The organism is Ruegeria sp. BHSA163 (genome assembly GCF_059613365.1).
On sequence record NZ_JBXWSJ010000062.1, the window covers coordinates 1 to 25,491 of the forward strand.

Annotated in this window: 22 protein-coding genes and 1 pseudogene; 14 read left to right on the forward strand and 9 right to left on the reverse strand. The window is 52.5% G+C overall.

What is annotated here, in order from left to right; translation table 11 throughout:
• Positions 1-547, forward strand: a 547-nt coding sequence (locus AC2FNV_RS20280; RefSeq protein WP_496774256.1) for an IS6 family transposase, incomplete at its 5' end; no start/stop codon positions are given.
• Between the two features lie 96 nt (positions 548-643).
• Here AC2FNV_RS20280 and AC2FNV_RS20285 read toward each other — a convergent pair.
• From AC2FNV_RS20285 to AC2FNV_RS20295, 3 genes are all read right to left on the reverse strand, one after another.
• Positions 644-1,909, reverse strand: a complete 1,266-nt coding sequence (locus tag AC2FNV_RS20285; protein WP_496774258.1) for a flavin monoamine oxidase family protein — start codon at positions 1,907-1,909, stop codon at positions 644-646.
• A gap of 128 nt (positions 1,910-2,037) precedes the next feature.
• Positions 2,038-2,301, reverse strand: coding sequence for a hypothetical protein (locus tag AC2FNV_RS20290; protein ID WP_496774260.1), 264 nt, complete (start codon positions 2,299-2,301; stop codon positions 2,038-2,040).
• Positions 2,298-3,503: an aromatic ring-hydroxylating oxygenase subunit alpha gene (locus AC2FNV_RS20295; RefSeq protein WP_496774262.1), complete on the reverse strand. Its 1,206-nt coding sequence runs from the start codon at positions 3,501-3,503 to the stop codon at positions 2,298-2,300. The genes AC2FNV_RS20290 and AC2FNV_RS20295 overlap by 4 nt, the downstream gene beginning before the upstream one ends.
• Before the next feature lie 466 nt (positions 3,504-3,969).
• Between AC2FNV_RS20295 and AC2FNV_RS20300 the strand changes: the two genes are divergently transcribed.
• The 5 genes from AC2FNV_RS20300 to AC2FNV_RS20320 all read left to right on the forward strand — a co-directional run bounded on the left by AC2FNV_RS20300 (position 3,970) and on the right by AC2FNV_RS20320 (position 8,746).
• Complete coding sequence (locus AC2FNV_RS20300; protein WP_170464492.1) at positions 3,970-5,079, forward strand: extracellular solute-binding protein; 1,110 nt, start codon at positions 3,970-3,972, stop codon at positions 5,077-5,079.
• Positions 5,080-5,167: 88 nt separating this feature from the next.
• Positions 5,168-6,310 (forward strand): ABC transporter ATP-binding protein, encoded by a 1,143-nt coding sequence (locus AC2FNV_RS20305; RefSeq protein ID WP_496774264.1) that lies wholly within the window; start codon positions 5,168-5,170, stop codon positions 6,308-6,310.
• A 50-nt stretch (positions 6,311-6,360) separates the two neighbouring features.
• Positions 6,361-7,269, forward strand: a complete 909-nt coding sequence (locus AC2FNV_RS20310; RefSeq protein WP_496774294.1) for an ABC transporter permease subunit — start codon at positions 6,361-6,363, stop codon at positions 7,267-7,269.
• Complete coding sequence (locus AC2FNV_RS20315; protein ID WP_496774266.1) at positions 7,270-8,112, forward strand: ABC transporter permease subunit; 843 nt, start codon at positions 7,270-7,272, stop codon at positions 8,110-8,112.
• A gap of 1 nt (position 8,113) precedes the next feature.
• Positions 8,114-8,746, forward strand: coding sequence for a TetR/AcrR family transcriptional regulator (locus AC2FNV_RS20320; RefSeq protein ID WP_496774267.1), 633 nt, complete (start codon positions 8,114-8,116; stop codon positions 8,744-8,746).
• Positions 8,747-8,770: 24 nt separating this feature from the next.
• On the opposite strand, the gene AC2FNV_RS20325 is transcribed toward AC2FNV_RS20320, so the two are convergent.
• On the reverse strand, positions 8,771-11,230 hold the full coding sequence (locus AC2FNV_RS20325) for a GcvT family protein (protein WP_496774269.1): 2,460 nt from the start codon (positions 11,228-11,230) through the stop codon (positions 8,771-8,773).
• A 187-nt stretch (positions 11,231-11,417) separates the two neighbouring features.
• Between AC2FNV_RS20325 and AC2FNV_RS20330 the strand changes: the two genes are divergently transcribed.
• The gene (locus AC2FNV_RS20330; RefSeq protein WP_496774271.1) at positions 11,418-12,197 is read left to right on the forward strand and encodes a class I SAM-dependent methyltransferase; all 780 of its coding nucleotides are present in this window, start codon (positions 11,418-11,420) and stop codon (positions 12,195-12,197) included.
• Between the two features lie 33 nt (positions 12,198-12,230).
• Here the strand turns inward: AC2FNV_RS20330 and AC2FNV_RS20335 are convergent, their stop codons facing one another.
• From AC2FNV_RS20335 to AC2FNV_RS20350, 4 genes are read right to left on the reverse strand one after another with little or no spacing between them, the layout of a single operon-like run.
• Complete coding sequence (locus AC2FNV_RS20335; protein WP_496774272.1) at positions 12,231-13,610, reverse strand: aminotransferase; 1,380 nt, start codon at positions 13,608-13,610, stop codon at positions 12,231-12,233.
• 13 nt (positions 13,611-13,623) lie between these two features.
• Positions 13,624-14,799: an aminomethyl transferase family protein gene (locus AC2FNV_RS20340; RefSeq protein WP_496774274.1), complete on the reverse strand. Its 1,176-nt coding sequence runs from the start codon at positions 14,797-14,799 to the stop codon at positions 13,624-13,626.
• Positions 14,796-16,328, reverse strand: a complete 1,533-nt coding sequence (locus tag AC2FNV_RS20345; RefSeq protein WP_496774276.1) for a phytoene desaturase family protein — start codon at positions 16,326-16,328, stop codon at positions 14,796-14,798. The genes AC2FNV_RS20340 and AC2FNV_RS20345 overlap by 4 nt, the downstream gene beginning before the upstream one ends.
• Complete coding sequence (locus AC2FNV_RS20350) at positions 16,325-17,962, reverse strand: phytoene desaturase family protein (protein ID WP_496774278.1); 1,638 nt, start codon at positions 17,960-17,962, stop codon at positions 16,325-16,327. Before AC2FNV_RS20350 ends, AC2FNV_RS20345 begins: the two co-directional genes overlap by 4 nt.
• Positions 17,963-18,101: 139 nt before the next feature.
• Between AC2FNV_RS20350 and AC2FNV_RS20355 the strand changes: the two genes are divergently transcribed.
• Complete coding sequence (locus tag AC2FNV_RS20355) at positions 18,102-18,740, forward strand: TetR family transcriptional regulator C-terminal domain-containing protein (protein WP_496774280.1); 639 nt, start codon at positions 18,102-18,104, stop codon at positions 18,738-18,740.
• Between the two features lie 27 nt (positions 18,741-18,767).
• A complete protein-coding gene (locus tag AC2FNV_RS20360) occupies positions 18,768-20,120 on the forward strand; it encodes an MATE family efflux transporter (RefSeq protein WP_496774282.1) in 1,353 nt (450 codons plus the stop codon).
• Between the two features lie 21 nt (positions 20,121-20,141).
• Here AC2FNV_RS20360 and AC2FNV_RS20365 read toward each other — a convergent pair whose 3' ends face one another.
• Positions 20,142-21,434, reverse strand: a complete 1,293-nt coding sequence (locus AC2FNV_RS20365; protein ID WP_496774284.1) for an NAD(P)/FAD-dependent oxidoreductase — start codon at positions 21,432-21,434, stop codon at positions 20,142-20,144.
• Positions 21,435-21,512: 78 nt separating this feature from the next.
• Here AC2FNV_RS20365 and AC2FNV_RS20370 point away from each other — a divergent pair, with 78 nt between their 5' ends.
• From AC2FNV_RS20370 to AC2FNV_RS20390, 5 genes and pseudogenes are all read left to right on the forward strand, one after another.
• Complete coding sequence (locus AC2FNV_RS20370) at positions 21,513-21,842, forward strand: DUF6614 family protein (protein WP_496774286.1); 330 nt, start codon at positions 21,513-21,515, stop codon at positions 21,840-21,842.
• Positions 21,843-22,015: 173 nt separating this feature from the next.
• The gene (locus AC2FNV_RS20375; protein ID WP_496774288.1) at positions 22,016-22,684 is read left to right on the forward strand and encodes a TetR/AcrR family transcriptional regulator; all 669 of its coding nucleotides are present in this window, start codon (positions 22,016-22,018) and stop codon (positions 22,682-22,684) included.
• 75 nt (positions 22,685-22,759) lie between these two features.
• Positions 22,760-24,826, forward strand: a complete 2,067-nt coding sequence (locus tag AC2FNV_RS20380) for an oxidoreductase (RefSeq protein WP_496774290.1) — start codon at positions 22,760-22,762, stop codon at positions 24,824-24,826.
• A 55-nt stretch (positions 24,827-24,881) separates the two neighbouring features.
• The gene (locus tag AC2FNV_RS20385) at positions 24,882-25,334 is read left to right on the forward strand and encodes a GNAT family N-acetyltransferase (RefSeq protein ID WP_496774292.1); all 453 of its coding nucleotides are present in this window, start codon (positions 24,882-24,884) and stop codon (positions 25,332-25,334) included.
• Positions 25,335-25,399: 65 nt separating this feature from the next.
• Positions 25,400-25,491, forward strand: a pseudogene (locus AC2FNV_RS20390) (IS6 family transposase); the annotation flags it as partial.

A 25,491-nucleotide genomic window follows, 5' to 3' on the forward strand; every position in this document is an offset into this window, starting at 1 on the left:
GAACCGATTTGGTCCGATGTTCGCTTCAGAGATCCGCAGAAAGCGTGTTCAGCAGCTGCGCGCGTTCTCGAAATGGAAGTGGCACGTGGACGAAGTATTCGTGAAGGTGAATGGCAAGCGGCATTATCTTTGGCGTGCCGTCGATCACGAAGGAGAGGTGCTCGAAGCAGTCGTCACGAAGCGCAGAAACAAAGCCGCAGCATTGAAGTTCCTCAAGAAATTGATGAAGCGGCACGGTTGTGCGGAGGAGATCGTGACGGATCGCTTCGCTTCCTACAAAGCTGCGCTCAGAGAAATGGGCGCGCTCGAAAAACAAAGAACGGGTAGGTGGCTCAACAACAGGGTTGAGAATTCGCACCTGCCGTTCCGACGACGAGAACGCGCCATGCAGCGTTTCAGACGCATGCGAAGTTTACAGAAATTCGCCGCTGTTCACTCCTCCGTCTACAACCACTTCAACCAGGAAAGATCGCTCACCAGCCGAGACACCTTCAAGCTGACACGCAGTGCCGCTCTTGCCGAGTGGCGCGAACTTGGCATGGAATAATGGACAGCTCTACTGGCCTAACAGAGACTGGTTCGAATTCGTCTGACAGCACCCTATGATTTTTCCACTTGCTGGATCAAGTTGATCGCCAGGTGTTCAGCTTAGCTGCGCCAACACATCTTCCGCGGCCCTTAATCCTTCTAGGTGGGCTCCGCTGACCGAGCATTGTTGGTTAGGATGTGTCGCTTCACCGGCGAAGTGCACCCGCTCAGCATGAGACTGGCGTAAGACAGCGCGTTTGTCGTGGCCTCCTGGTCTGGCTCCAGCGTAAGAACCACGCACATAAGGTTCATTTCGCCAAGCGGTGGCGTGGCCTTTGATGAAGGCTTTTCTGACTGTTGTGCCGAAGAAGCCAACCAGTGTTTCGAGCGCATGTTCTATGGCGCTTTCAGATCCCGCATCCTGCAAATCTGTGGAAAAGCTGCCAGAACTTTCAAAGCTAGTTAGACCGGTGTTTGAGATGTCGCAAAGAAAACCACCTCCACGGGCTACCCCTTTGGCGTCGGGTTCTAAGTGGTATGTCAGCCAAGTATCCGGTTGCACTGGCAAAGCTCCGGGGCGGAAAAGGAGGCCAGCGTGATTGTAGTCTCCCATAGTGATGAGCTCGAGCGCTGAGCGTCGGTCGGATTCTAGCGGGGGCTCAAAGTGGATGATGTCTTCGGCTAAGACGCCGACGGAAACTGTAACAACTACGGTTCGAGCTTTGATCTTGCCAGTGGCCGTAGTTATCTGCACGCCTTCAGTGAGAGATTTTATTTCAGTGACCGGAGTGGCCAATTTAATTGGCAGCCCCTTTGCGGTGCATGCAATGAGGTGTCCGAAGCCTTCGCGGCAAAACCAATCGTCTCCGCCCTCCCAGGCACTGATGTCTCGCAGAGATGTATCCGGCAAATCTCTGGCAATTGACAACGCGAATGTCATCGCTGCCGTAAATGACCAATGCCCTTTGTTCTGCCAAATGTCTGCCAAGGACCGGTCTGTTGGAATTCCGGTACTTGCTTCAATTTCTGCATCGATGCGCGCCGCTTCTTTTATCGCGCTATGAATTTCGTCGACCTCGTCCCACAGAACAGCGTCATCCTCCAAGCCATACGTCACCGCGTTGTCCGGGGCCGCATAGAGATCAAGACCAAGTGCTAGACCCGGAGCTTTCAGAGCGTTTGCATGTTCGGTGTGCATCCAATGCGCTCCCACGTCGAACGGGACGCCAAAGATTTCCGTGTCCGTGTGTGCGCGCCCCCCGACGCGGTTGGATGCCTCGATGCAGACTACTGAGAGTCCCGCCGATTTGAGAGCACGAGTAGCTGCAATTCCTGCTGCTCCGGCACCAACGACAACGACGTCAAAGTCATAAACTTTCAATGTTTTCGCTCCAACACTTAGAGTGGCCTGTGAGACAATGTTCGGAGTAGGTTTTTTGCTTTCTCAGCATCGTGAGAATTTACAAGGATCTGAATTGTCCAGGGATTTGGTCTTTTGCGCGCGAAAAGTCATTCGTCAGTTCTTGAGCTTAGATTGCAAACGAATTCTGGAATTGAAACGCCCTCGTATCTAGCCAGATCGAGCGGATCTTCCGTGTCAAACTTGCTGCATCTTCGGTAGATTTCCAGCATCTCGGCAGAAAGCTTTCCGTTCTTAAAGAAATACATCGCAGCAGCATATCTTGTGGCACCAGAACCAGGCGTTCCGACAGTCGTTGCCAGGAACTGCCTTTGAGCTTCTGCTTTCTCCACTTTGAATATACCTTTAGTCACGATTTCGGCTCAGCGGACATCGCATCATTCAACGCGGCAACTTCATCTTCTCCAGGCGCTGATTCAGATTTGTAGATTGGAAGAATTTTCCTGAGATGGTCATGATGGGAGCGCACGCCGTACTCGAGATCAGAAAGATAGAAGCCCTCGAACACCTCTGAAGCCATGGCTTCGTTGGACCATATCGTGAGCTGAATATCTTCTTCCACTGTCTCTCGATCAATCCGAGCGGCAAGGTAGCGTGCCGCTCTTTGTTGGCGGTCTTCGTTCGGGTTTCGGTATGTCGCGCTCCGTAGAATGGATTTATCCGTCGTGATCGGAAACTCTTGATAAAAGAGGGTCGTCTCAGGTGTGACGGCTATTACCGCATTTGGAAAAATGCCGTAGTAAAGCCAAGTTCTGTGCAGGTTTTCAGGCAGGTGAGGCTGTGGTTTAGTGAATTTCTTGTAGTTGCGAACAGCCCACCTGCGGCCCTTTGTCGGAGTGAATTTTCCGTCAGAACGCGAGACACCATCGACATATGGTTCGTCTGAATAGGTCGAGCCATATAAATCCTGAAGGGCAGGGTGCGCGAGCGGGACATGATACCCTTCGTTGTCGACATCTCTGATTGACTTCCAGTTTACAGGAGTCTCCTCGGTCCAGATTCCGTCCGTAGGGACATGTTCGGCCGTTTTGTAGGCAGAGACTTCCTGTTCAATCGGGGTTAGCAGCTCCGTTACTGATGGCTGGGGTCCAGGTTTGAAGCGCACGAAGACAAAACCCTGCCAGATTTCCATTTCAATTTCTTTCAGGCCAAACTCGTGCTTGTCTAGATCGGGGAACGACTCCGGACGGGCGGCGCCGCGTAGCGTTCCATCAAGATTGTAAACCCAGCCGTGAAATGGGCAGACCACAGCGTTTGCGCATTTTCCTTGTTCTTTAGACACGAGTCGAGAACCGCGGTGACGACAAACGTTTAGAAACGCGCGGATGTCCGAGCTGCTATCTTTCAAGATCAGGGCGCGTTCACCACACATGTCGAAACACAGAAAGCTACCGGGCTCTGCAATATCCGAAACGTGGCAGGCGATTTGCCAATGCGTTTTGAACAGTTCGCTCTTCTCGAGTTCAAGAAGGGCGTTGCTGTGATAGCACCAACCGGGCAACCCGCGACGGTCCCAATTGGCGGGAATTTCTGTGTTTCTGGCTTCGTCGCGCATCGGAACAACCCGCATAGTTTTGGTTTGGTCAGTTTGGGTCTAAGGTGGGGACAGTATCCAGGAATAAAAATTTGGCCTTGCTGGACCCGCCATTCTTCGACTGAGTGTAGGTGTCGCCCAAATTAACTTTCTCGTCAACTTTTTCTGACTGAATGATCATTCAAAAATTTGCTGTGAGTCACGCCTGTGAGGTTTCCTTGGTCGAGGGTTTTCGGTTTACCTGCTCAAATCCGGTGCAAAACCATTGATATGAAGTGATATGATCAAAATTTATTAAGCCAAGCTTGACAGTGCAGATTTCAGCAGATTACCGTTCTGAATGACCAGTCAGATAAAAATATAGCGACTTGGGGGAATGGGGTGCTTGGTGATCGCGCCCGCAATGCGGGCGCGATCATTCGAGAAAACAGACTAGCAAACAAGGCAAGACAAATTCAGCCACCACTCAGGGAGAGGAAGCGAAGTTATGAACTCAATCAGAAAAATCGCCGGAATTACAGTTTTAGCAGCAACTGCTACTGCAATTTCGGGATCGGCTTACGCGCAAGAGCGTGTTTTGAAGGTTACGAATTGGGGAGAGTACATCGCTGAAGACACAATCGAGAACTTCGAAAAAGAATACGGTATTAAGGTTATCTATGATCCGTATGACTCTGCCGAAGCAATTGATGCCAAGCTACTGGCGGGAAACAGCGGATATGATGTGGTTAGTCATGCCGGCAGTGATACGGCTCGGCTGATTAAGGCGGGAATTGTTGCGCCGTTGGATATGTCGAAGCTGGACAATATCAAGCACATCGACCCGGCGATCATGGAGCAGTTGTCAAGTGAATGGGATCCAGGCAACCAACACTTCATTCCATATATGTGGGGAACGCACGGCGTCACATACAACGAAGAATTGGTGAAAGAGACGTATCCAGATGCCCCCATCGGCTCGATGGATATGGTTTTCGATCCTGTTCACATGAAAGAGCTGTCCAAGTGTGGCGTTTCGTTCCTGGATTCCCCAGGCGACATCATTCCGATGGCTTTGGCGCATATGGGCCTGGATGCGAACTCCACAAACAAGGAAGACTATGAGAAGGTTGGGGAGATGCTGGCGGAAATCAGGCCATACATCAAAACCTTCGATAACTATGCTTATCAACGGATGCCTCAGAAAGAGTTCTGTGTCTCAACCACATGGGGCCCTGATGGTCTCCTTGCTATGTCCGGTGCAGCTGAAGCCGACACTGGAGTTGTTCTGGACTTCTTCCTGCCCGAAGGTGATCGCACAGCGCAGCTTTGGATTGATGGCTGGTTGATCCCGGAAGATGCTGCGAACAAAGAAGACGCTCATCTTTTCCTGAACTATATGATGCGTCCCGAGGTTGCAGCCAATGATAGTAACTTCACTTGGTATGCGACTGCCAACCTGACGGCCAAGCCGATGGTTGATGAGGCTGTCACCTCCAGCCCAGCCGCGTTCCCAACATCGGATCAGGTTGCCAAGATGTACACGACTGCCGTTCTTCCTCCCAAGGTTGAGCGCTTGCAGACACGTACCTGGACTGACTTTAAGGCCGGAAACTAATTCCATTCACACTAGCAAATGCAGTAGCGAACCTGACCGGTTCACTACTGCATCCCCGAATCCCGACTGGCAGACTAAGAGGCCCAAATTGACTGTTTCCACGGCTGTCAGCCCAGAATCATGGCTCGATCAAAAAGAACAGGAACCTCTGGTCAAAATCAGAGGCGTAACCAAAAAATACGGTGTAGTGACTGCTGTCGATAACGTTGATCTGGATATCTACAAAGGAGAGTTATTCTGCCTTTTAGGCGGATCTGGATGTGGAAAGTCGACACTGCTTCGAATGCTTGCTGGGTTCGAGGATTTAAACAGTGGCACAATCACTATCGACGGAGTCGATATGGCCGATGTGCCAGCCTACGAACGTCCGACGAACATGATGTTCCAAAGCTATGCGCTGTTTCCGCATATGACCGTCGAAAAAAACGTGGCTTTCGGGTTGGAGCAAGACCATGTCCCAAAGCTAGACATTGCTGACAGGGTTCACGACATCCTCAAGCTTGTTGAGTTGGAAGACTTCAAAAAGAGAAAACCTAAACAACTGTCCGGTGGGCAACGTCAGCGTGTTGCCTTGGCGCGGGCCTTGGTCAAACGTCCCAAGCTGCTGCTCTTGGATGAACCTTTGGCTGCTCTGGATAAAAAACTGCGTAAGCAAACGCAGTTTGAGCTTGCTAACATTCAGGACAGGGTCGGCGTCACGTTCATCGTCGTAACTCACGATCAGGAAGAAGCAATGACCCTGTCCTCGCGAATGGCAGTCATGGACGCGGGACGCTTCAAGCAGATAGGAACACCGACAGAGATCTACGAGTTTCCAGAGTCCCGCTTTGTGGCTGACTTTATCGGATCAGCAAATATTTTTGAGGGCTGGGTGACCGAGGATGGGGCCGACCATGTTCGGGTCGAAACCGAGTTCTGCGAAGTTTATATTGATCACGGTCATTCGGTGAAGGTTGGCAGCAAGATTTGGGTTGCGCTGAGGCCCGAGAAAATTCGACTTGAGAGATCTGATACAATTGCTGAGGGCGCGAACCAGACAGCAGCCGTTATCGACGATGTTGGGTATTTGGGAGAGACATCGATCTATAAGGTAAGGCTTTCTAATGGCGAAATCTTCGACGTCACTCAGCCCAACCAGTCACGTCCGACGCATGCTGCGCAGCGATTAACCTGGGAAGACAAGGTGAATATCAGCTGGGATCCGTCTAGCGCCATGTTGCTCCACTCATGACGGATTACACCGAGGATATGTCCGAACCGCCGCAGGTTGAACGACAACCCATGATCCGTTTAGTGATGCGGCGTATCCAGAGCAGATGGCGTCAGATCGTCACCGTCATACCGTTCTTCTGGTTGCTTATTTTTTTTCTGGCACCGTTCTTCATTGTCGCAAAGATAAGCTTAGCTGAGCTGGCGATTGCGAGCCCGCCATTCACAAGTTTAATTGAGTGGACAGGCGACGGGATCATGACAATCCGCCTAGTCTTCGACAACTTTGTCTACATCTGGGAAGACAGCCTGTACTTTGACACTTACGTAAATTCACTCAAGATTTCAGTAACGTGTACGTTCTTGTGCCTCTTGTTTGGCTACCCTATTGCCTATGCAATTGTACGATCGGGGCCGGTCGCGAAGCCGCTCTTGTTGTTTGCAATCATTCTTCCGTTTTGGACGTCTTTCTTGTTGCGGGTCTATTCGTGGATGGGCCTGCTTGCGGATCAAGGCACGATCAACAACCTTCTGATAGCGCTGGGGGTGATCGATGAGCCGATCCGCATGCTTTACACGGAATTCGCCGTCTATATCGGGATCGTCTATACCTATATGCCGTTCATGATCCTGCCGCTCTACGCGAATATGGAGAAGCTGGACAACAGCCTGAACGAGGCGGCCGCCGACCTTGGTTCCAAACCAACGAACACTTTCTTCAAAATCACATTGCCTCTGACGATGCCTGGAATTGTCGCTGGTTCACTGCTGGTCTTTATCCCTGCGACCGGCGAATACGTTATCCCCGATCTGTTAGGTGGCGGTAACGTGCAGATGATTGGGCGGGTTCTCTACAATGAGTTCTCTAGAAACAGCGATTGGCCAGTGGCCGCCGCAGTTGCGATTGTTTTGCTGTTCATACTGGTGCTGCCAATCATGGTTTTCCAGCACTACCAAGGCAAAGCAGCGGAGGAGCAATAGATGTACGCCAAACGCTCCCGTTTCTTAACCATCATGCTGACCTTGGGACTGGCATTCTTTTACATCCCAATGATCCTGTTGGTTTTTTACTCATTCAACTACTCAAAGCTGGTACCGGTTTGGGGTGGATGGTCGTTGCGCTGGTACAAGGAGCTTTTTCAATCTGCCGAAGTCTGGAGTGCTGTTTCACTCAGTCTTCAGATTGCCGTTGTGAACGCGACTTTTGCTACAGCGCTCGGCACCTTGGCCGGGCTGGCTATGGTGCGCTTTGGCCGGTTCAAGGGGCGGACCTTGTTCGGAGGGATGCTGGTCGCGCCTTTGGTGATGCCTGAAGTGATAACCGGATTGTCCTTGCTGGTTTTCTTCATCTCTCTGAATCAGCTGATCGGTTGGCCTGCTGAGCGCGGTTTTGCGACGATTACAATCGCGCATATTACCTTTTCTATGGCCTATGTGGCGGTGACAATTCAGGCACGCTTAACCGGTGTGGGGCAAACATTGGAAGAGGCGGCCGCTGATCTTGGTGCAAAACCGTTCAAAGTTCTAACAGCTATTACGATCCCACAACTTACTCCGGCTCTTATTTCTGGTTGGTTGCTGGCCTTCACGCTGTCTCTCGATGATTTGGTCATAGCGAGTTTTGTTACTGGTCCGGGCGCAAATACCTTGCCAATTTTGATCTTTTCGCGCATTCGACTGGGCCTCAGGCCGGACATCAACGCGCTAGCGACCATCATGATTCTTGTGATTGCTATTTGCGTTGCTATCGCAGCAATAATTATGTTCCGACAACAGAGAGCGGATTTGCTGGACAGGCAAATGGCCGAACGAGAGGAGAGTTAAATTGGAGACGCATGAGCTTCAGAAAAAACGACGCACCGAACCTCCTGAAGTTCGTCGCTTGCAATTGATAATGGCGGCCATCGACTCGATCTCAAAGCGCGGGTTTTCTGACACGACGCTTAAACATGTGACCGAAACTGCCAATCTGTCTCATGGCGTTGTGAACTATCACTTCGACAGCAAGGAAGCACTGTATGACGCTGCGCTGGGTTTCCTTGCACAAGAACATTATGAGAATTGGCTAAAGTCTTACGACGATGCGGAACCTACAGCCGCACATAGGCTGGCTGCCATCATTCGAGCGGATTTTGACAAAAGCATCTGCACCCACAAGCGCTTGGCTGTCTGGTTTGCTTTCTGGGGTCAAGCGAAGTATCGCCCTAATTATTTAAAAATACATAATAAATATGACAACGAAAGATACGACCGAATCCTGCAATTGTGTGGTGAATTGATCGCCGATGGCGGTTACCACGATCTCGATCCGGAAAAAACAGCCCGCGCTGTAGAGGCGATGTCTGATGGGGCCTGGCTCAGCTTGATGTTGTATCCCAAAGTGGCTGATCGTCGGGAATTCAGGGATGTTTGCATGCTTTCGCTGTCGCGGTTTTTCCCAAAACACTTTCCGGTTTGAAATACAGCACCGAACAATAATGCGTCAGCACTTTATCTTGCGCATGTCGGGGTCATAAAGCGGCTTTAACGAGGCGGTCGCATCGTATTTCTCGTCGGCAATTTCGATCTGCCATTGCCCCGTTGCGACTACGTCTGCAGTCAACGGTTCGCCAATCTCTGCAAAACCAATACCGACAGCAGCGCCGAGAGTGTGCCCATATCCTCCAACTTGAATATATCCGACTTCCTTGCCGTTGAGATAAATCATCTCGTTGCCGTACATGAGAGGCTCTGGGTCTTCGAGCAGGAACTGCAACATTCGGTTTTTGGGCATGCCTTTTGCTTTGATCGCGGCTAGCGCTTCCCTGCCGATGAAGCCACCCGGTTTGTCCAATTTAACGGCAAACCCAAGACCGGCTTCAATCGGGTTGTCTGTGTTGTCCAAATCAATTCCGAAATCACGATAGGATTTCTCCAGCCGCAGGGAGTTAAGGGTCTGCATTCCAGCATTGCGAACGCCCAAATCACGACCTGCATCCATAATCAGATCATAGGTCTGTACGGCCTGGGTGGCCGGTACGTGAAGTTCCCAGCCGAGTTCGCCAACAAAAGTTACGCGATAGGCCATAGCTACGGCATACCCGATGTCGATTTCACGCGCCGTCATGAAGGGAAAACCTTCATCCGACAAATCAGCACCGGATATTCTGCTCAATAGTTCACGCGACTTTGGGCCGTGAACGTTGATTTGGCAGCGCGCTGCGGTGATGTCAGTGATAACTACGTTCTCATCGTCCAGAATGTGCCGTCGCATGCGCATTTCTGTATGACCCGCCGAGTTTTCACCCACGATGACCCAGAATTTCTGATCGAATAGTCGGGTAACTGTGAGGTCAGCCTCAAACCCACCTCGTTCGTTTACCCAGGCTGTGTAGACGACGCGACCGGATTCAACATCGACTTCATTGCAAGAAAGGCGAGAGAGAAGGGAGCATGCGTCCGGGCCTTCGACGCTGAAACAAGCCATTGATGTCATGTCCATTACGATGACATCCTCGCGTGCGGCCTTGTGTTCTTCGGCGTGCCATTCATACCAATTTTGGCGATACCAACTGTATTTTTCGATTTTGGCCTGTTCGGGCGTCGGAGCAAACCAATCAGGTTGCTCCCAACCATTTCCTTCGCCAAAGAAGGCTCCGGCCTCTTTGAGGCGGTCATAGAGCACTGAACGCTTCACGTTCCTCGCCGTTTTGTAGTTCTCATTGTGGTAGTGCTGGCCAAAGAGTTTTCCGAGCAACTCAGGTGTCCTGTCGCGTCGGAAGGCCGGTGTCGCCATTTCACGAGAAAAACGATTGACGTTGATGCCGGTGACATCAATTGGAGGTATGCCGTCCACCATCCAATGGGCCAAAACCATACCCGTGCCCGCCCCGTTCAGGATGCCAAGTGAGTTCAATCCACACGCAACCCAAAGATTGCGCAGTTCAGGCGTCGGGCCAACAAGCGGCGCAAGATCAGGCGTAAAGCTCTCCGGACCGCAGAATAGTTTTTTGACGCCGTAGTTCATGGTGTCAGGCACGCGCGAATAGGCTTTCTCCAGGTCGGGCCCAACACGTTCCCAGTCCGGCTCGATCTCTCCAAATTGCCATTCATCCGGGATGCCATCGAGCTTCCAAGCCGCGGCGCCGGGTTCAAAGAGCCCCAACATCATCCCACCGACTTCTTCACGGTAATACGTGTAAGTGGAAGGGTCTTCGAGAACGGGCAGGTCGCGGGGTAGACCCGGGATACTATCCGTTATCAGATAGTAGTGTTCAGCTGCTTGGAGAGGCAGATTTACACCGTGTTTTGCACCAAGTTGGCGAGACCACATGCCTCCGCAGATCACAACGTTTTCGGCTGTTATGGTATGACCGTTCGCCGTGCGGACCCCGGTCGCAGTGCCGTTCCTGGCTAAAATCTCTTCAACCCGCACACCTTCAGAGAAACGTGCGCCTCTGTTTTTGGCTCCCTTGGTCAGAGACATTGTCACGTCCACCGGGTTGGCCCGACCGTCCTCCGGAATGAGGAATGCTCCAACGACGTCTGAGAGGTCCCCTATAGGGAACATATCCTGTGCTTCCTTTACTGAGACTTCGTGGTTGTTTATCCCAAAACGCCGCATGAAGGCTGCGACACGGCGCATCTCATGCAGGCGTTCTTCGTTGGTTGCAATTTGCAGATATCCAACGTCGCGGAAGCCTGTGGATATACCGGTTTCCTTCTCTAGGTTCGCATAGAGGTCTCGGCCGTGCGTGTAGATAGCGCACTCAGCTTCGGATTTAAGAAGGCCGGCTACGATCAGACCGGCGGCATGCCATGTAGTTCCCGATGTCAGTTGTCCTTGTTCCAGAACGACAACATCGGTATGGCCGAGTTTAGTCAAGTGATAGGCCGTGTTCGCGCCGATAGATCCCCCACCAATGATCACGGTTTGGGCATGCGTCGGTAGGGTGTCAGCCATTGCGAGAAAATCCTTTTAGGCGTGCTTTTCTCCGAATACCAGTCAAATCACTTGATGTCTACTGACTGAATGATCATTCAATAATAACTGAATCTCTGACCTGCGATTTCGCGATAAAGCTTGTCTGAGATGAGAGAAAAGGTTTCACTACAGTGACTGACTGACAATCAGATGCGGGGGGAATCCTATGTCAGACGAAATCCTATATGACCAACAGGCAATCAGCTTTCTGGAAGAGCTTTGGGGAGAGGGGTTTCTTTCACCGGGAGGCCCTGAAGAAGTTGCTCGTGTTGTTGAAGGGGTTTATCTGAAAGATAAGTATATCCTTGATATCGGATGCGGATCTGGAGCCATCGCAGTGTTGATGGCAAGGGAGTTCAGCGCCGCTAGAGTGACGGGGATTGATGTAGAGGCCCCAGTTTGCGCGGCTGCGAGAGAGCGAGCTAAGCAGGCGGGCTTGGAGGAGAAGGTCGAAATCCTAGAGGTCACCCCAGGCCCAATGCCATTCGAGGATGGTACTTTTGATGTAGTGTTTTCGAAGGACTCGATCATTCATATCCCCGACAAAGTAGCGATGGCCGCGGAAGCGTATCGCGTGCTTAAACCGGGTGGTCATTTCGCGGCTTCTGACTGGTTGACCAATCACGATGGGGAAATGTCACCCGAGATGGCGCACTACGTAAAGATGGAAGCCTTGGAGTTTCAGATGGCGTCGCCCTCTAAGTACCGCGCTGCCATGGAGTTGGCGGGCTTTGAAAACGTAGAATTGGTTAACCGCAACCCTTGGTATTCTCAGGTATCCGCTGCGGAACTTGAGGAATTGGCCGGACCAAACCGAGCCGACTGGGAAGCCCGGCATGGTGCGGAGTTTATCGAACATCAAATCGAGATCTGGGACGCTATGCAGCCCGTGCTAAAAACCGGAGAGCATTGCCCACATCACATCCGTGGTCGGAAGCCAGCCTGATCTAACTGGGCCGTTGTCATAGCGCGATGATTGTTATGCGTCGTAATCCTTGGAGACCTGCGCCATACCCGCCTCCATGATGTCGAACATTTCGTCTATCTGCGACGGAGTTATGATCAGAGGGGGCGAGAACACGGCCATGTTTCCAAATGGTCGCAAGAGGAGTCCCATCTCCTCGCACGCATCGTCCAGTTTCTGTCCAAACTTCACATGCGCTTCATAACTCTCGACGTTCAGTTCAGGGCGACATTCTATGCACCCGAGGAGCCCGTCACCGCGCACATCCCCAACTATCGGAAACTTTTCCTTTATTTGATTTAGGCGGTCCTGGAAATGCGGTGTGACGCGTTGAACGTGTCCTAGAATGTCCTCGCGCTCCATGATTTCAATATTTTTAATGGCAGCCGCGCAGCTCACAGGGTGCCCGGAGTATGTGTAGCCGTTGTAGAAAACATCGTCGCCCGGTGCGTCTGAAATGCGTTTCATTACTGCGTCCGAGATTATGCAGGCACCTAGCGGCAGATAGCCCGAGGTTAAACCTTTTGCGCAAGTGATAATGTCAGGGACGATGCCAAAGACGTCTTCTGAGGCGAACCAATGGCCCAGCCTGCCAAAACCGGTTACGACTTCATCCGAAATGTACAGAATGTCGTTTGCCCGGCAAATTTCGAGCGTGCGCTTATGATAGCCCGGAGGTGGAACGATCACGCCACCGGAACACAGGATCGGTTCCGCGATAAAGGCGGCAATGCGGTCAGCACCTACATCAGCAATCAGGTTCTCAAGGTCGGCGACTTTGGCGTCGCACCAGGCTTCCACGCTCGTCCCTTCTGGCCGGTGGTAGGGATTCACGTCTGGAAGAAAACGCACCAAGTCCCGAGCTTTTTCAAAGCTTGTTTCGAAACGTTCTTTTCCAGTGACAGTCGCGGCGAGAAAGGTTGATCCGTGGTAGCCTTTTTCCCGGCCGATCACGATCCTCTTCTCCGGTCGGCCAAGCCGTTTGTTCATGAAAAGTGCGGTCCGCAGTGCGGTGTCAACGGCCGTAGACCCACCGGTCGTGAAGTGCACCGTGTTCAGATCGCCTGGTGTACGTTCCGCGATCATTCGCGCCAAAACGGCCGCGGGTTCGGTCGTAAAAGACCACGGCGACGCGTAGGGCATCTTCATAACCTGTTGGGAAATGGTATCGGCCATCTCTTGACGCCCGTATCCGATCTGTGTGCACCACATTCCGCCAGGGCCATCAATATATCGCTTCCCGGCAGCATCCCAGAGGTAGATACCATCCGCTGTATTTACCCGCATGTACTCGTCGGACCCAAAGCCGTCGGTTCCGGCCCAAGGATGTAGGTGATGGTCGCGATCCCAAGCGACAAGGTCGCCGTCGGTTGGTGTATTACCTAGGGTGTTCACGTCTGCTTCTCCTTTAGGTGCGGGCCGGTGGCGTAGCACGTGCGCGGGGCGGTGCGAAAAAGGCTTTGGTGACAGGAGTGAGGCGCGCCATCCTGGTGCGCCATTTGCCTTCTTGCAGAGTGTAAATCTCGGCCTTTAAGCCGGATGACCGGCCAGCATCCGGCACGCGGACATGTGCCAACGCGATGTTGCGCTTGACGGTTGGCGACCATATTCCGGACGTTATGTGCCCAACTTCTTTCTTGCGTCGATTGTAGATCAATGACCCTTCTGAGGGTTTGAAACCTTCGACATCGAAACGCATGAGGAGGCTTCTTGGCTTCTCTCGCTTGGACAGCAGCTCTCGCCGGCCATTGAAATGTCCTTTGTTGAAATCGACTAGCCGACCCAGACCAAGTTCGAAAGGTGTTTGGCCTCGGTGCAACCGTTCGGTCGCATGAACAGGTTGAAAATCCACGCCTGCGGTCAGAAACCCCGCTTCGATGCGGGCCAAATTAACTGCTTCGTATCCAATGGCGCGCACTCCCTGATGTTCGCCACCTTTCCAAATTCTGTCCCAAAGCGCTTCTGCCTTGCTCCAGTCGCACCAGAGCTCGTAACCTAAATCACCGGTAAAACCCGTCCGCGAGATCATGAGACTGTGGTCAATTTGAGCGAGATCGAATGGCTTCAGCTTGCTGAAATCTAAACCAGCGGCTTCCAAAACTGCGTGAGAGGTCGGCCCTTGCAGCGAAAGTCCAGCAACACTGTGAGTTTCGTCGACGACTGAAACGTCAAAACCCCATGCAGCGTCGAGTAGCCATGTCAGCATTTGTTCCTGACAACAAAGGCGCCAATCGTTGTCGCCAAGATGGAAAAGAGTCCCGTCATCGATGACCATACCCTCTTCATCACACCAGACCGCGTACCCCACGCGACCAACGCTGATTTTTCGGACGTCCCGTGTCACTAGGCGATTGAGCATCGCTGTCGTGTCCGGCCCGGTCAATCGGTACTTGTGCATTGGTGAGATATCAAACAAAGAGGCCTGATTTCGCAGCGCGAAGTACTCGAACTCGACACTGTCCAGCACACCTGGGGCAGCATAGCCGTCCCAATCGTACCAATTTTGTGCGCGATTTTGCTCTTCGAGTTTTTTGTGAAACGGCCCGGGTATCAAACCGAGTTTTGGATCGGTAAAGATGCTCATGGCTGAGCCTCCAGCGCCGCCAGCGCCGCATTGCGACCAGCGAGGCCCATGACATCGCCACCGGGATGCGTTGCTGCACCGCATTGGAACAGCCCTTTCGGCCCCATGGAGTATCTGGACATCCCGTTCGTGGGCCGAAGTGTCAGGAGCTGGTCCAAAGACATTTCTGCATGGTGCCAGTGCCCGCCGGGCGCTCCGGTTGCGCTTTCGATTTGATCCGGTGTTATGACCTGCTTACCTGCAATTTGATCACCCAAGCCGGGCAGGGCGCGGCTAAGAGTTTCAACTGTAATTTCCGCAAGCTGTTCCTTTGCAGTCTCAGTCCAGCCGCCTTCGAGGTCAGATGGCGCATATTGCACTATGGTTGACAGCCAGCTTGCTCCGTCGGCTGTCTGCATTTTGAAGGCTTCAATCACAGGTGCTTTGGACATTTGACCATACTTAGCCGGGTTGAACGCAGCTTCGACGAAATCCACAGAGGGAGCATAGATCAGACGTTCGTGTGCCAATTCGTCACTCAGGCTGGGCAGGGCGGAGCCATCCACGAGCCGTAGGTTGACCTTAGCAGCTGTTCCACGCGCCCGTATATTTCGAACTCGCCGCACCGTTTCGATGTCAAAAGCAGAGGGCCCGGTCATTTGGCTTGTTAGTCTTGGGGCAAGGTTGTTGAGCAAAATGGGTGCTGTAATGGTTCGTCCATCGGTGGTTTCCACTCCGGAGACTGCATCGTTGTCCAAGAGAATGCGGGATGCCTCAGTTTCCGGCATCAGCACGCAACCCGCGTTATGTGCAGCATCTACCATCAAATCGGTCAGCGCAGACATTCCGCCTGCTGGTTGAGTGATGGTTCCTCCGTGACCTAGCCGATAGATCAAATTGAACACCGTGCCCGGAGATCTTGGACCGGTGGCTGCCCCCCAGATTGCATCAGCAGCAAGCATTCCAGCCACCGGTCCTTCCGACAGGTCATCTAGGACAATGTCGTGGACATTGGATAAGACGACCTGCAGGAAACGCCGCATTTCAAATTTGCCCAGCTTTTTCAGACCTATGCCCAATTTTGCCAGGCGCAAAAACTCATTCAGCCCACCTCGGGAAAGGATGGCCCTTTTACCGCCGGGAGGTGGAGCCTCGGCGAGTTGGCGCAAAAGGCCCCCATAGGTAATCAACTGCTGTCTCAGATCAGACCAGGCGTCGGATTCCGGGTGTTTTGTCCCGTCGCTCCAATAGACGCCGTCGTTCTTGCAGACGGTATGCCGCCCATCCTCAGACAGAGAGACCGTGGAGACGGGTTTGCCGGACAGGACAGGGTGTTGAGGATCTATCCCGATGTCACTCAAGGCCCGCGGGCTCAGGTTATAAAGCGAATGGGCGAGCGTCGGGCCGCCATCCACAGAATAAGACGCCATGCCGCCGAACCTGTTGGATTTCTCAATGATACAGACATTCTTGCCGCGTCGACCAAGGAGTGTTCCGGCAATCAGGCCGTTTACACCCCCGCCAATGACAATCGCATCAAATTGGCTCATGCGGCATACCCCTTCATTCGGCAATGCCGTGTTTCTTCCCTAAGAATAGCGCGGGCAGCGTTCGCACCGGGGGCACCCATAACCCCTCCGCCCGGATGAGCGGATGAGCCGCACAAATAAAGCCCCTTGATGGGTAAATTGTACTGCGACCAACCCGGGACGGGCCGGTTGAAGAAAAGCTGATCAAAAGTCAGTTCGCCTTGGAAAATGTTGCCCTCTGTCAGACCGACCTCGCGCTCGATTTCCAAGGGTGAACGCACTTCCATATGAACGACGCGCTCGCGAATGTCGGGACACGCCACAGACATCTGGTCGAGTACAGTTTCTGCCATCGCGCTGCGCTGCTTTAAGTCCCATTTCTGGGCCGATCTAACGCCATCGACTTCCAGGTCATAAGGCGCATATTGGACGAAAACCGTCATCATGTGGGCACCTGTCGGCGCCATAGTCGGATCAATCTGGCTAGGGATAAGCATGTCGATATATGGCTTTTCCGACCAGCGCCCGACTTTCCAATCATCGTAGGCCTTTTCAAGTTCAAAGAGGCTCTGCGATACATGCAAATCACCCCTTAGGAAACTGGAGTGCTCGGGTGCAGCAGGGAAATTTGGAAAGCGGTCAAGTGCGATGTTGAGTTTCGCCGAAGACCCGCGAATTTTGAAGTTTCGCACCGCCTTGGTGAAATCATCCGGCAACTCGGCCGCGTCAATATGGTGCAGAACAGTGCGTTTGATATCCATATTGGAGGCAACGACAGGGGCATAGAAAATCTTGCCGTCCTCAAGAGCCACGCCTTCAACGCGCCCATCTTTGCTGAGGATTTTCTCAACCCCCGAACCTGTGTGGATTGTACCGCCCTTATCTTTGAATGAGTCCGCAATGGCATTCGAGATTGCGCCCATCCCGCCGCGCGCAAAACCCCAGGCACCGATACCACCATCAATGTCACCCATGTAGTGGTGCAGCAGAACGTAGGCTGTTCCGGGTGAGTACACTCCGAGGCCGGTACCGATAATGCCGGAGCCAGCCAAATGGGCTTTGATCAGGTCGTTCTCAAAATGCTCATCCAGAAAGTCACCAATGGACATCGTCCAGAATTTCAGAGTTTCACCGAGTTCCCGACTGCCCAGCCCATGTGCTTTTTTTACGAGGTATGCCAGTTCGCCGAGATCGCGCGGGTGGAGAGAAACGGGGTCCGGTGCGTCTCGAAGCAGAAAGGGACGGATAAAACGGCATTGCCGCACGATAGCTTGCGAATAACCGCGGTAGGCGTCGGCATCTTTTGCAGAATGACGCGCCATTTCACGCTTTAGGGCGTTGTGATCGGAGTAGTAGGCAAAGTAATCCCCATCGCGAGTAAAGCTCGCGCCACCTTCATACGGAATAACCTGAAGCCCGTACTTTGGTAGCTCAAGGTCCCGGGCAATCTCACGCCTTAGAAGAGAACAAACGTATGAGCAATTCGAGTACGTCCAACCTTCGTGCAGCGATCGGCTGACTGCCGCGCCACCAATCCAGTCATTCTTTTCGACCACCAAAACACGCATGCCCGCGCGTGCCAAATAGGCGGCGGCGGTCAATCCATTGTGACCAGCGCCGGCCACGATCACGTCGTATCTGTTCTCAACCGTCAAATAATTCCACCCCTTTCTCTTTCCTTTACAGATCAGGTGTATGTTCGTAAAGTTTATTTGAGCGCTCAAATAAATTTCAAGCTATTGACGCATCTTTTTTGCGCGCTGTACATGGCTGCATTCGTAGGAGAAGCGGCAATTGGTCGAAGCTGAGCGGAAACGTCCCCGCAAAGAGCGGAAGGAGAACGCAGATCGTCGTCGCCGGCAGCTGCTGGACGCGGCTTGCCGCTCTATATTGACGTACGGGTTGGCAAAAACGACGCTTGCAACAGTGGCGTCTGAGGCTGAGCTTTCTCAGGGTGTTGCGGCGTTTTATTTTAAATCAAAGCTTGGTCTTCTGACCGAAACTTTGCGTGACCTGTACCAGCGTTACGAAAAGCACTGGTCAGCTTCTTTAGAGCGAGCAGGGGACAAGCCCGCCGAAAAGATAAGGGCTTTGATAAAAGCTGACTTCCACCCGGATGCATGTGGTCCGGATGTCTTGCCCCTTTGGTATGCATTTTGGGGCGAGCTTCGATTTCAACTGCAGTATGACGAAGTTGCCGAGCATTTCGAGACACGTCGAAGAGAGACGTTGAGATTGATCTGGAATGAACTGCTCTCAGCAGACGACGTTACTTCAGCAGACCAAATGGCTGAATGGATGGAGACATTAACGGATGGCTATTGGCAACGACTGCATCTCGCTCCGGAAAGCCTGAGCCGAAAGCAGGCGGAACAGGCCGCATGGGGATGCCTTGTTCGTTTGGTTCCAGAATTACTTGGGGATACGGCTTAGTCAATTTCGACTGAAAGGCCCAAAAATATGACGCGAGTGCGGATATCGCAGCAGCCTCGGCCATCCTGGGTCGCCATCATAAAAGAGGCGCGTTACCTTGCACGGCTTGCTTTTCCGATAGTTATTTCTCTTGCTGCTGCTGCTTTGATTGGTGTCGTTGACACAGTGATGGTGGCCCCATTGGGAACGCTTCCCCTGGCGGCGGTTTCAATCACTGCTTCAGTGTTGGTCATTTTCTATTCAGCGCTCTACGGCTTTGTTTCCGCAATTGGTGTGCGAATGGCAGATGCTTTTGGGAAAACGAGTAACCAAGGGCTGGCAGCAGCAGTAAGCGCGGGGATTTTTGTTTCCCTGGTCGTGGGGTCACTTGGCGCTGTTGCAATGATCTGCCTTAAGCCTGTACTTTCTTGGATTGGGCAGCCGCCTGAAGTGCTCAGCCTAATAGGCGGCTACTGGGTCGCAATGAGCCTTCTTTTGGTGCCTTTCACGATTTTCTATACTCTGAAGGCTCTGTTCGACGCCATGAACCGTCCGTGGATTGGCGTTGGTCTTGCGTTTCTTGCGGTCGGTTTCAACATCCCCGCGAACTATGTTTTGATTCACGGAGTTGGTGGTTGGCCGGGTCTGGGTCTCGTTGGCGCCGGGATTGCAAGTCTGTTGTCTCAGATAGTGCCGTTGCTTATGGCGCTCGTGATTTTGCGAGAATGGAGAAGAAAGAGAGGCCTTCTAAGAGCCGCGAGTTTCGACTGGTCCGAGGTCAAAGCGCAGGTCAAAGAAGGGTTCATTATTTCCGTTGGTTATCTGGGGGAGGGAGCCGCTTACGCTGTCGCCGGCCTTATGCTTGGATGGTTCAGTGCCGCCGCGCTCGCCGCGCATCAAATCGTTTCCGCGGTCAGCGACGTCATTTACATGGTGCCGCTAGGGGTTTCGATTGCGATTTCGATACGTGTCGCTCAGGCAATTGGTGCGGATGAAACAGAAAGGCTCAAGCCGATTGTGTTGGCGTCGCTATTGGTTGTTGTTGGTTGGATGGCTGTTGTCGTTACTAGTATTTTGATAGGCCGCGCTCCTTTGGCAAATAGTCTTTCAGATGACCCAAAGGTCATTTCTCTCGCGATATCGATGTTCCTTGTGATTGCTGCAATGCAGATTGCAGATGGCGTGCAGGGGACAATGCTGGGCGCTTTTCGGGGCATGATGGACAATCATGTCCCTGTTGCAATCACCTTGATTGCATATTGGGTCTTTGCATTGCCGCTTGGATATGCGCTGGGCTTTTGGTTGGGGTTCGGGCCTAATGGAGTTTGGATTGGGTACGGCTCAGGTCTCTCTTTGGCCGCTATCGCGTTGACATATCGCTTCTTCTCCAAAAACCGCTAGTAGGCGTTGTTTGCGAGCTCACTAAAGTCCCAACTTGTCTAAGAGTTTAAGGCGTAGAATTTCTGCTTCGACAAGAGTTTCCTTCGCGAACGAAAAGGGCAGTGGTTTGAGGGGGGTAACCGGAAATTCCAGCTCGTCCGCTTTGGTTCCTGTCGCCCATTTGGCGAGGACGCGCCCCATTGCCGTGGCGATGGCAACGCCGCGCCCATTGTATCCCAGACCTGTCATAACCCCCGGAGTGAGCTCATGCAGGTGTGGATAGTGATCTCTCGTCAATGCAACAAAGCCGCCCCACTCGAATTCCCACTGAACTCCGGAAATTTGGGGGAAAAGTTCGACTGAGATGCGCTTCAAACGTTCGATTTGTTTGAGAGTGGAGTTGTCGTTGTAGGTGCCGCGACCTCCCATTAGAAAGCGACCCTCCGCGTCTTGCCTGAAGTACAGAAGTAGGCGTCGCGCGTCTGACAAAGCGTTGCCTTCTGGCAGAATTGTCTGGCGGACATTGTCGGACAGGGGCGACGTAGCAACCTGAACTGAGCGAACGGGCAAAACTGACTGAGACAACCGCGGATGCAGATCTCCAGAATAGGCGTTAGTGCAAATCAACACCTTCTCTGAGATGACAGCCCCTTTGGGGGTTTCAACCCGAAAACGGCCGGCCTCTGAAGTAATCTGGTTGGCGGGCGTTTCGCCGAAGATTTTTACACCGTTGCGGCGACCTGCTTCGGCCAGCCCAAGCGCATAATTCAATGGGTGCAAAACACCGCCGCGGTGATCCAGAACACCACCAAGGTAAGCTTCGGTCCCTGTCAGGCGCTGCATTTCGCTTTGATCAAGCTGTATCATGCCCCCGCCGTGGTTGTCCCAATCCTCGGCGAGCTTGTGTAATTCGCTGAGTGTTTTGTGCGTGTGCGCTGCGCGTAGCCAGCCTGGGCGTTTTGCGTCACACTCAATGTGGTGCCGAGCGATTAAGTCGAACACAAGATCGGCAGCGTCACCGGCCATTCGGATCATTCTGTTTCCCCAGTGATCTCCAAACTTGGTTTTGATGCCGGTCGGTCCATCCTTGAGGCCCACATTGATTTGACCGCCATTGCGTCCAGAAGCTCCCCAGCCCGGGTGCTGGGCATCGATCACAACAACTTTGACGCCTTGCTCGGCCAGATGAAGTGCTGCTGAAAGTCCGGTGAACCCGGCGCCAATCACGGTTACGTCGGATTTCAGTTCGTCAACGAGTTGCGGGTATTTTGTTGAATAACTTGAAGTTGCTGACCACAGACTGTTTGCGATGACTGGGTTCTCTTTACGGATCATCTAACGGCCTCGCGCTTGCCTTACGGGGGGAATTGCATAGGTTTGGCTGGTGATACTTTGCCGGACAGTATTTGAAGAATGCCGAGACTTTTGAACCAATTCGAATTGAAACCAACCGTCGAGCTTGACGCGTTCGAACAGGCTTGGGAGGCGTTTGTCGAACATTTGGTCAAGAAAGGTCTGGCTACGAAAGGGACGCCTTTGTGCAAACGCATCACTGCAAGTGGTTACGACACCGACGAGCAGCGTAACCATACGCTTATGGCAGTTATCGAATTCAGGGATCAATTGCAGGCCGACACGGCTTGGGCCGCCATTGAAGATCGGATTGAGCCTCTGGGGACATTGCATCGCAGAGTCATTTCTTTGGTGCGTGACCCAGTTTTCACTTTTTGGTCGGAACTTTAGATCGACGTTTGCGAACATCCGGCTTGTTTTCAAATTATTACCTTCTCGCCATTGAATGATCATTCAATCAATGACATGTTTCCCTTAGATGTCAAATACGCACTCGCTGGCGAAGTTTGTCTGTAGGGACAGGCAAGACCGATGAAGTGCTTTAGTAGATGGGATGCACTCGGGTGAGACAATCGCCAATCGAAAAGACAAATCCTGAGGGGCGTCGGCGCACCGAGTCCAAGGAGGTGAGGAGACAACAACTCATCGACGCGACAATCGACTCGATCGCCGAAAACGGAATTGGTGGAACGACTATGTCCACCGTCACCGAGATAGCCGGCTTGTCTCTGGGTATCGTCAACTTCCATTTCAAAAGCAAAGAGAACTTGCTGGAAGAAACGCTGTTGTTTCTAGCTAAAGAACATCACGAGCAGTGGTTGGAAGCTTATGAAAATGCAGGGTTGTCAGCACCAGAAAAGCTGTTGGCTATCGTCGACGCGCACTTTCATCCGCAGATTTGCACTCCAAAAAAACTAGCTGTTTGGTTTGCGTTTTTCGGAGAGGCAGGGCGGCGCAAGGTCTACCGCAGTCTGATCAATGATATTGATCAGGAGAGGTGCGACATCGCACTGCGACTGTGTTCCGAGATTGCTGAGGACGGTGAATATATGGACATGCCGCCAAGGCAAGTCGCCAATATTCTGGAATCTCTCTACGACGGAATCTGGTTGGAACTTTTGACCTATCCAGAGAATTTTCAACGTTCCGTCGCCCGGGATCACATCGCCGCCTTTCTTGCCAAGGTCTACCCAGATCATTTTCGAATGCCTGAGTTCAACAACGGTGGTTGAAACAGAGCGGCTTTCAAGCCGGACATTCCAGACAAGATCAGCTAGCGCATGTTGCAGCTAACCAAGGATAAAAAAATGGGCAGGGACTCTCGCTACGACATCCTTTTCGAACCAGTCCAAATCGGGCCAGTTACAGCGCCAAACCGATTTTATCAGGTGCCGCACTGTACAGGTATGGGTTGGCAATATCCTCGTACTCTTGCCGCTATGCGAAAAGTGAAGGCGCAAGGGGGGTGGGGTGTCATATGCACGGAATACAATTCAATCCACCCGTCTTCTGACGACCTACCGCACCCTTATGCGTCGCTTTGGGATGACAGTGATGTTCGGGCGCACGCACTGATGACAGACGCGGTGCACGAGTATGGTAGCCTGGCGGGGGCGGAGCTTTGGTACGGAGGCGCTAACTCGAACAACTTGTTTTCCCGGTTGCCGAGCATGGATGTCGACAGCCGTCCCAATACGAAAGGGCACCCTTTTCAGACCCGCGCAATGGACAGGCAGGACATCCTGGACCTACGCCGCTGGCATCGAAAGGCCGCGTTGAGGGCACGAGACGCTGGATTTGACGTTGTCTATGTTTACGCAACGCACGGATACCTGATCTCGAATTTTTTGCATCCGCGCGTGAACACGCGCGGTGACGAATATGGTGGCAATTTAGAAAACAGGGTGCGTCTCACCCGCGAGTTGATTCAGGAAACCAAAGATGCCGTTGGCGATCGGTGCGCCTTGGCCGTTCGGTTCTCGGCTGACGAAGAGATCGGCGAGGATGGCCAGCCAATCTATGGTGAGCGACGAGAGATGTTTGAGATGCTCTCCGATCTTCCGGATTTGTGGGATATCAACATCGCAGATTACTCGGTTGAGATGGGTGTCTCCCGTTTTACTAAAGAAGCTGCTCTTGAACCCTATATGCATTGGGTCAAGTCCGTGACGGATAAGCCCGTCGTGACCGTTGGTCGCTTCACGTCACCTGATACCATGGTCTCGCAAGTCAGGCGGGGGATTACGGATTTCATTGGGGCTGCACGCCCTTCAATTTCTGATCCTTACCTTCCAAAGAAGATCGAAGAAGGACGCTTGTCCGCGATCCGCGAATGTATTGGATGTAATGTTTGTTACGCCAGCGACTCGATCGGGGTGCCTATTCGATGCACTCAGAACCCAACAATTGGAGAGGAGTGGCGTAAAGGCTGGCACCCCGAAGTCATTCGTAAGAAATCTTCAGATGCGCGCGTTCTGATTGTCGGGGCAGGGGCTGCCGGACTTGAAGCTGCACGGGCACTTGGTGTGCGTGGGTATGATGTCCTCTTGGCAGAAGCTTCTCGTGAATTGGGTGGCAGGGTGTCGCGCGAAGCGGCCCTGCCTGGAATGAGCGAGTACGTTCGCGTCAAAGACTATCGCGAGCAGCAATTGATTGAGTTGCCCAACGTTGAAATCTACCGAGAAAGTCCGCTGACAGTTGACGATATCTTGGCCGTAGAGGCTGACCACGTTGCGATTGCAACCGGCGCGACTTGGCGAAAGGAGTATTTTGACGAAGAACGTTTCGCTCCGGTCGCAAAAGGGTCTGCCTTAGGTCGGGTCTTTACTCCCGATGACATCATGGATGGGAATCTTCCCGATGGACCAACGCTCGTTTTTGATGGTGATGGCTACTACATGGCCAGTGTTATTGCTGAAAAAATCAGAACGCAGGGACATACCGTCACGCTGGTCACACCTTCTGACAGTGTTTCTGACTGGGCAGGAAATACGTCCGAACGTTGGCGCATCCGAACGCATTTGCTTCGCTTAGGGGTCGAGATCTTGCCGTCAAAGTCGCTTAAACAATTTGATGGCGAAATCGCAGGGTTGGAGTGCGCCTATGCCGGTCCATATGTGAATGTTCCGGTTGCCAACATAGTGATGGTTACTGCTCGGAAGCCAAATGATGGTCTCTACAGGGGATTGCTGGGGCGGGTGAGTTCCGAGGATTTGCCGTTCAGCCTTCGTCGCATAGGAGATTGCGACGCGCCGGCGATTATTGCAGCAGCGGTTTATTCAGGTCATCGATACGCCCAGGAATTGGACGAAGCAGTGGATGAGGACATTCCACTTAGACATGATCGTCTGGATGTCGAGAAGCAGCCGATTTGACTGCGCTGGGCGATCTCGGTTGTACGCACGCAAGGGAACGCAGGAGAAATCACCCATGCCGGAAGGCTTAATTATCCGTCCGCTTGAATTGAAAGACAACGAAGAGTGGCGCCGCTTATGGACGGCATATTTGGATTTCTACGAGACCTCTGTTTCAGAAGAAGTCTACGAGGTTTCATTCAACAGATTGTTGTCAACGGATGCAGGTGAATACAATTGTCTCATCGCTGAGTTAGACGGAAAACCGGTTGGATTAGCGCACTATCTTTACCATAGGTTCATGTGGTCCGTGGAGGATACATGTTATCTTATGGATCTTTTCACTGATCCGCAGGTTAGGGGAAAAGGTGTAGGTCGAGATCTAATCGAATCTGTTTTTCAGATCGCCAAACAGCACGGTGTTCCAACCACTTACTGGACAACCCAAGAATTTAACTACCCAGGTCGAGCTCTTTATGACAAAGTGGCTAAAAAAACGCCATTTATTGTTTATGAAAAAAACGAGTGACTGGTAGCGTTTTGTCAGAAAAAACGCGTGTTGAGCCGGGCAAGGTGGTTGCGTAGCGTTTGGGAATGACCAAGCCTGCCAATTTCAAATACTTCAAAACCAGCCCTGAGATTATCCGCCTGGCAGTGATGCTGTACATTCGGTTCCCGCTCTCGCT

Bases quoted from the DNA above. Each gene is read 5' to 3' on its own strand.
- AC2FNV_RS20295 (WP_496774262.1), bottom strand. From the start codon at position 3,503: ATGCGCGACGAAGCCAGAAACACAGAAATTCCCGCCAATTGGGACCGT.
- AC2FNV_RS20300 (WP_170464492.1), top strand. From the start codon at position 3,970: ATGAACTCAATCAGAAAAATCGCCGGAATTACAGTTTTAGCAGCAACT.
- AC2FNV_RS20310 (WP_496774294.1), top strand. From the start codon at position 6,361: ATGATCCGTTTAGTGATGCGGCGTATCCAGAGCAGATGGCGTCAGATC.
- AC2FNV_RS20315 (WP_496774266.1), top strand. From the start codon at position 7,270: ATGTACGCCAAACGCTCCCGTTTCTTAACCATCATGCTGACCTTGGGA.
- AC2FNV_RS20325 (WP_496774269.1), bottom strand. From the start codon at position 11,230: ATGGCTGACACCCTACCGACGCATGCCCAAACCGTGATCATTGGTGGG.
- AC2FNV_RS20330 (WP_496774271.1), top strand. From the start codon at position 11,418: ATGTCAGACGAAATCCTATATGACCAACAGGCAATCAGCTTTCTGGAA.
- AC2FNV_RS20340 (WP_496774274.1), bottom strand. From the start codon at position 14,799: ATGAGCATCTTTACCGATCCAAAACTCGGTTTGATACCCGGGCCGTTT.
- AC2FNV_RS20345 (WP_496774276.1), bottom strand. From the start codon at position 16,328: ATGAGCCAATTTGATGCGATTGTCATTGGCGGGGGTGTAAACGGCCTG.
- AC2FNV_RS20360 (WP_496774282.1), top strand. From the start codon at position 18,768: ATGACGCGAGTGCGGATATCGCAGCAGCCTCGGCCATCCTGGGTCGCC.
- AC2FNV_RS20365 (WP_496774284.1), bottom strand. From the start codon at position 21,434: ATGATCCGTAAAGAGAACCCAGTCATCGCAAACAGTCTGTGGTCAGCA.
- AC2FNV_RS20370 (WP_496774286.1), top strand. From the start codon at position 21,513: ATGCCGAGACTTTTGAACCAATTCGAATTGAAACCAACCGTCGAGCTT.
- AC2FNV_RS20380 (WP_496774290.1), top strand. From the start codon at position 22,760: ATGGGCAGGGACTCTCGCTACGACATCCTTTTCGAACCAGTCCAAATC.
- AC2FNV_RS20385 (WP_496774292.1), top strand. From the start codon at position 24,882: ATGCCGGAAGGCTTAATTATCCGTCCGCTTGAATTGAAAGACAACGAA.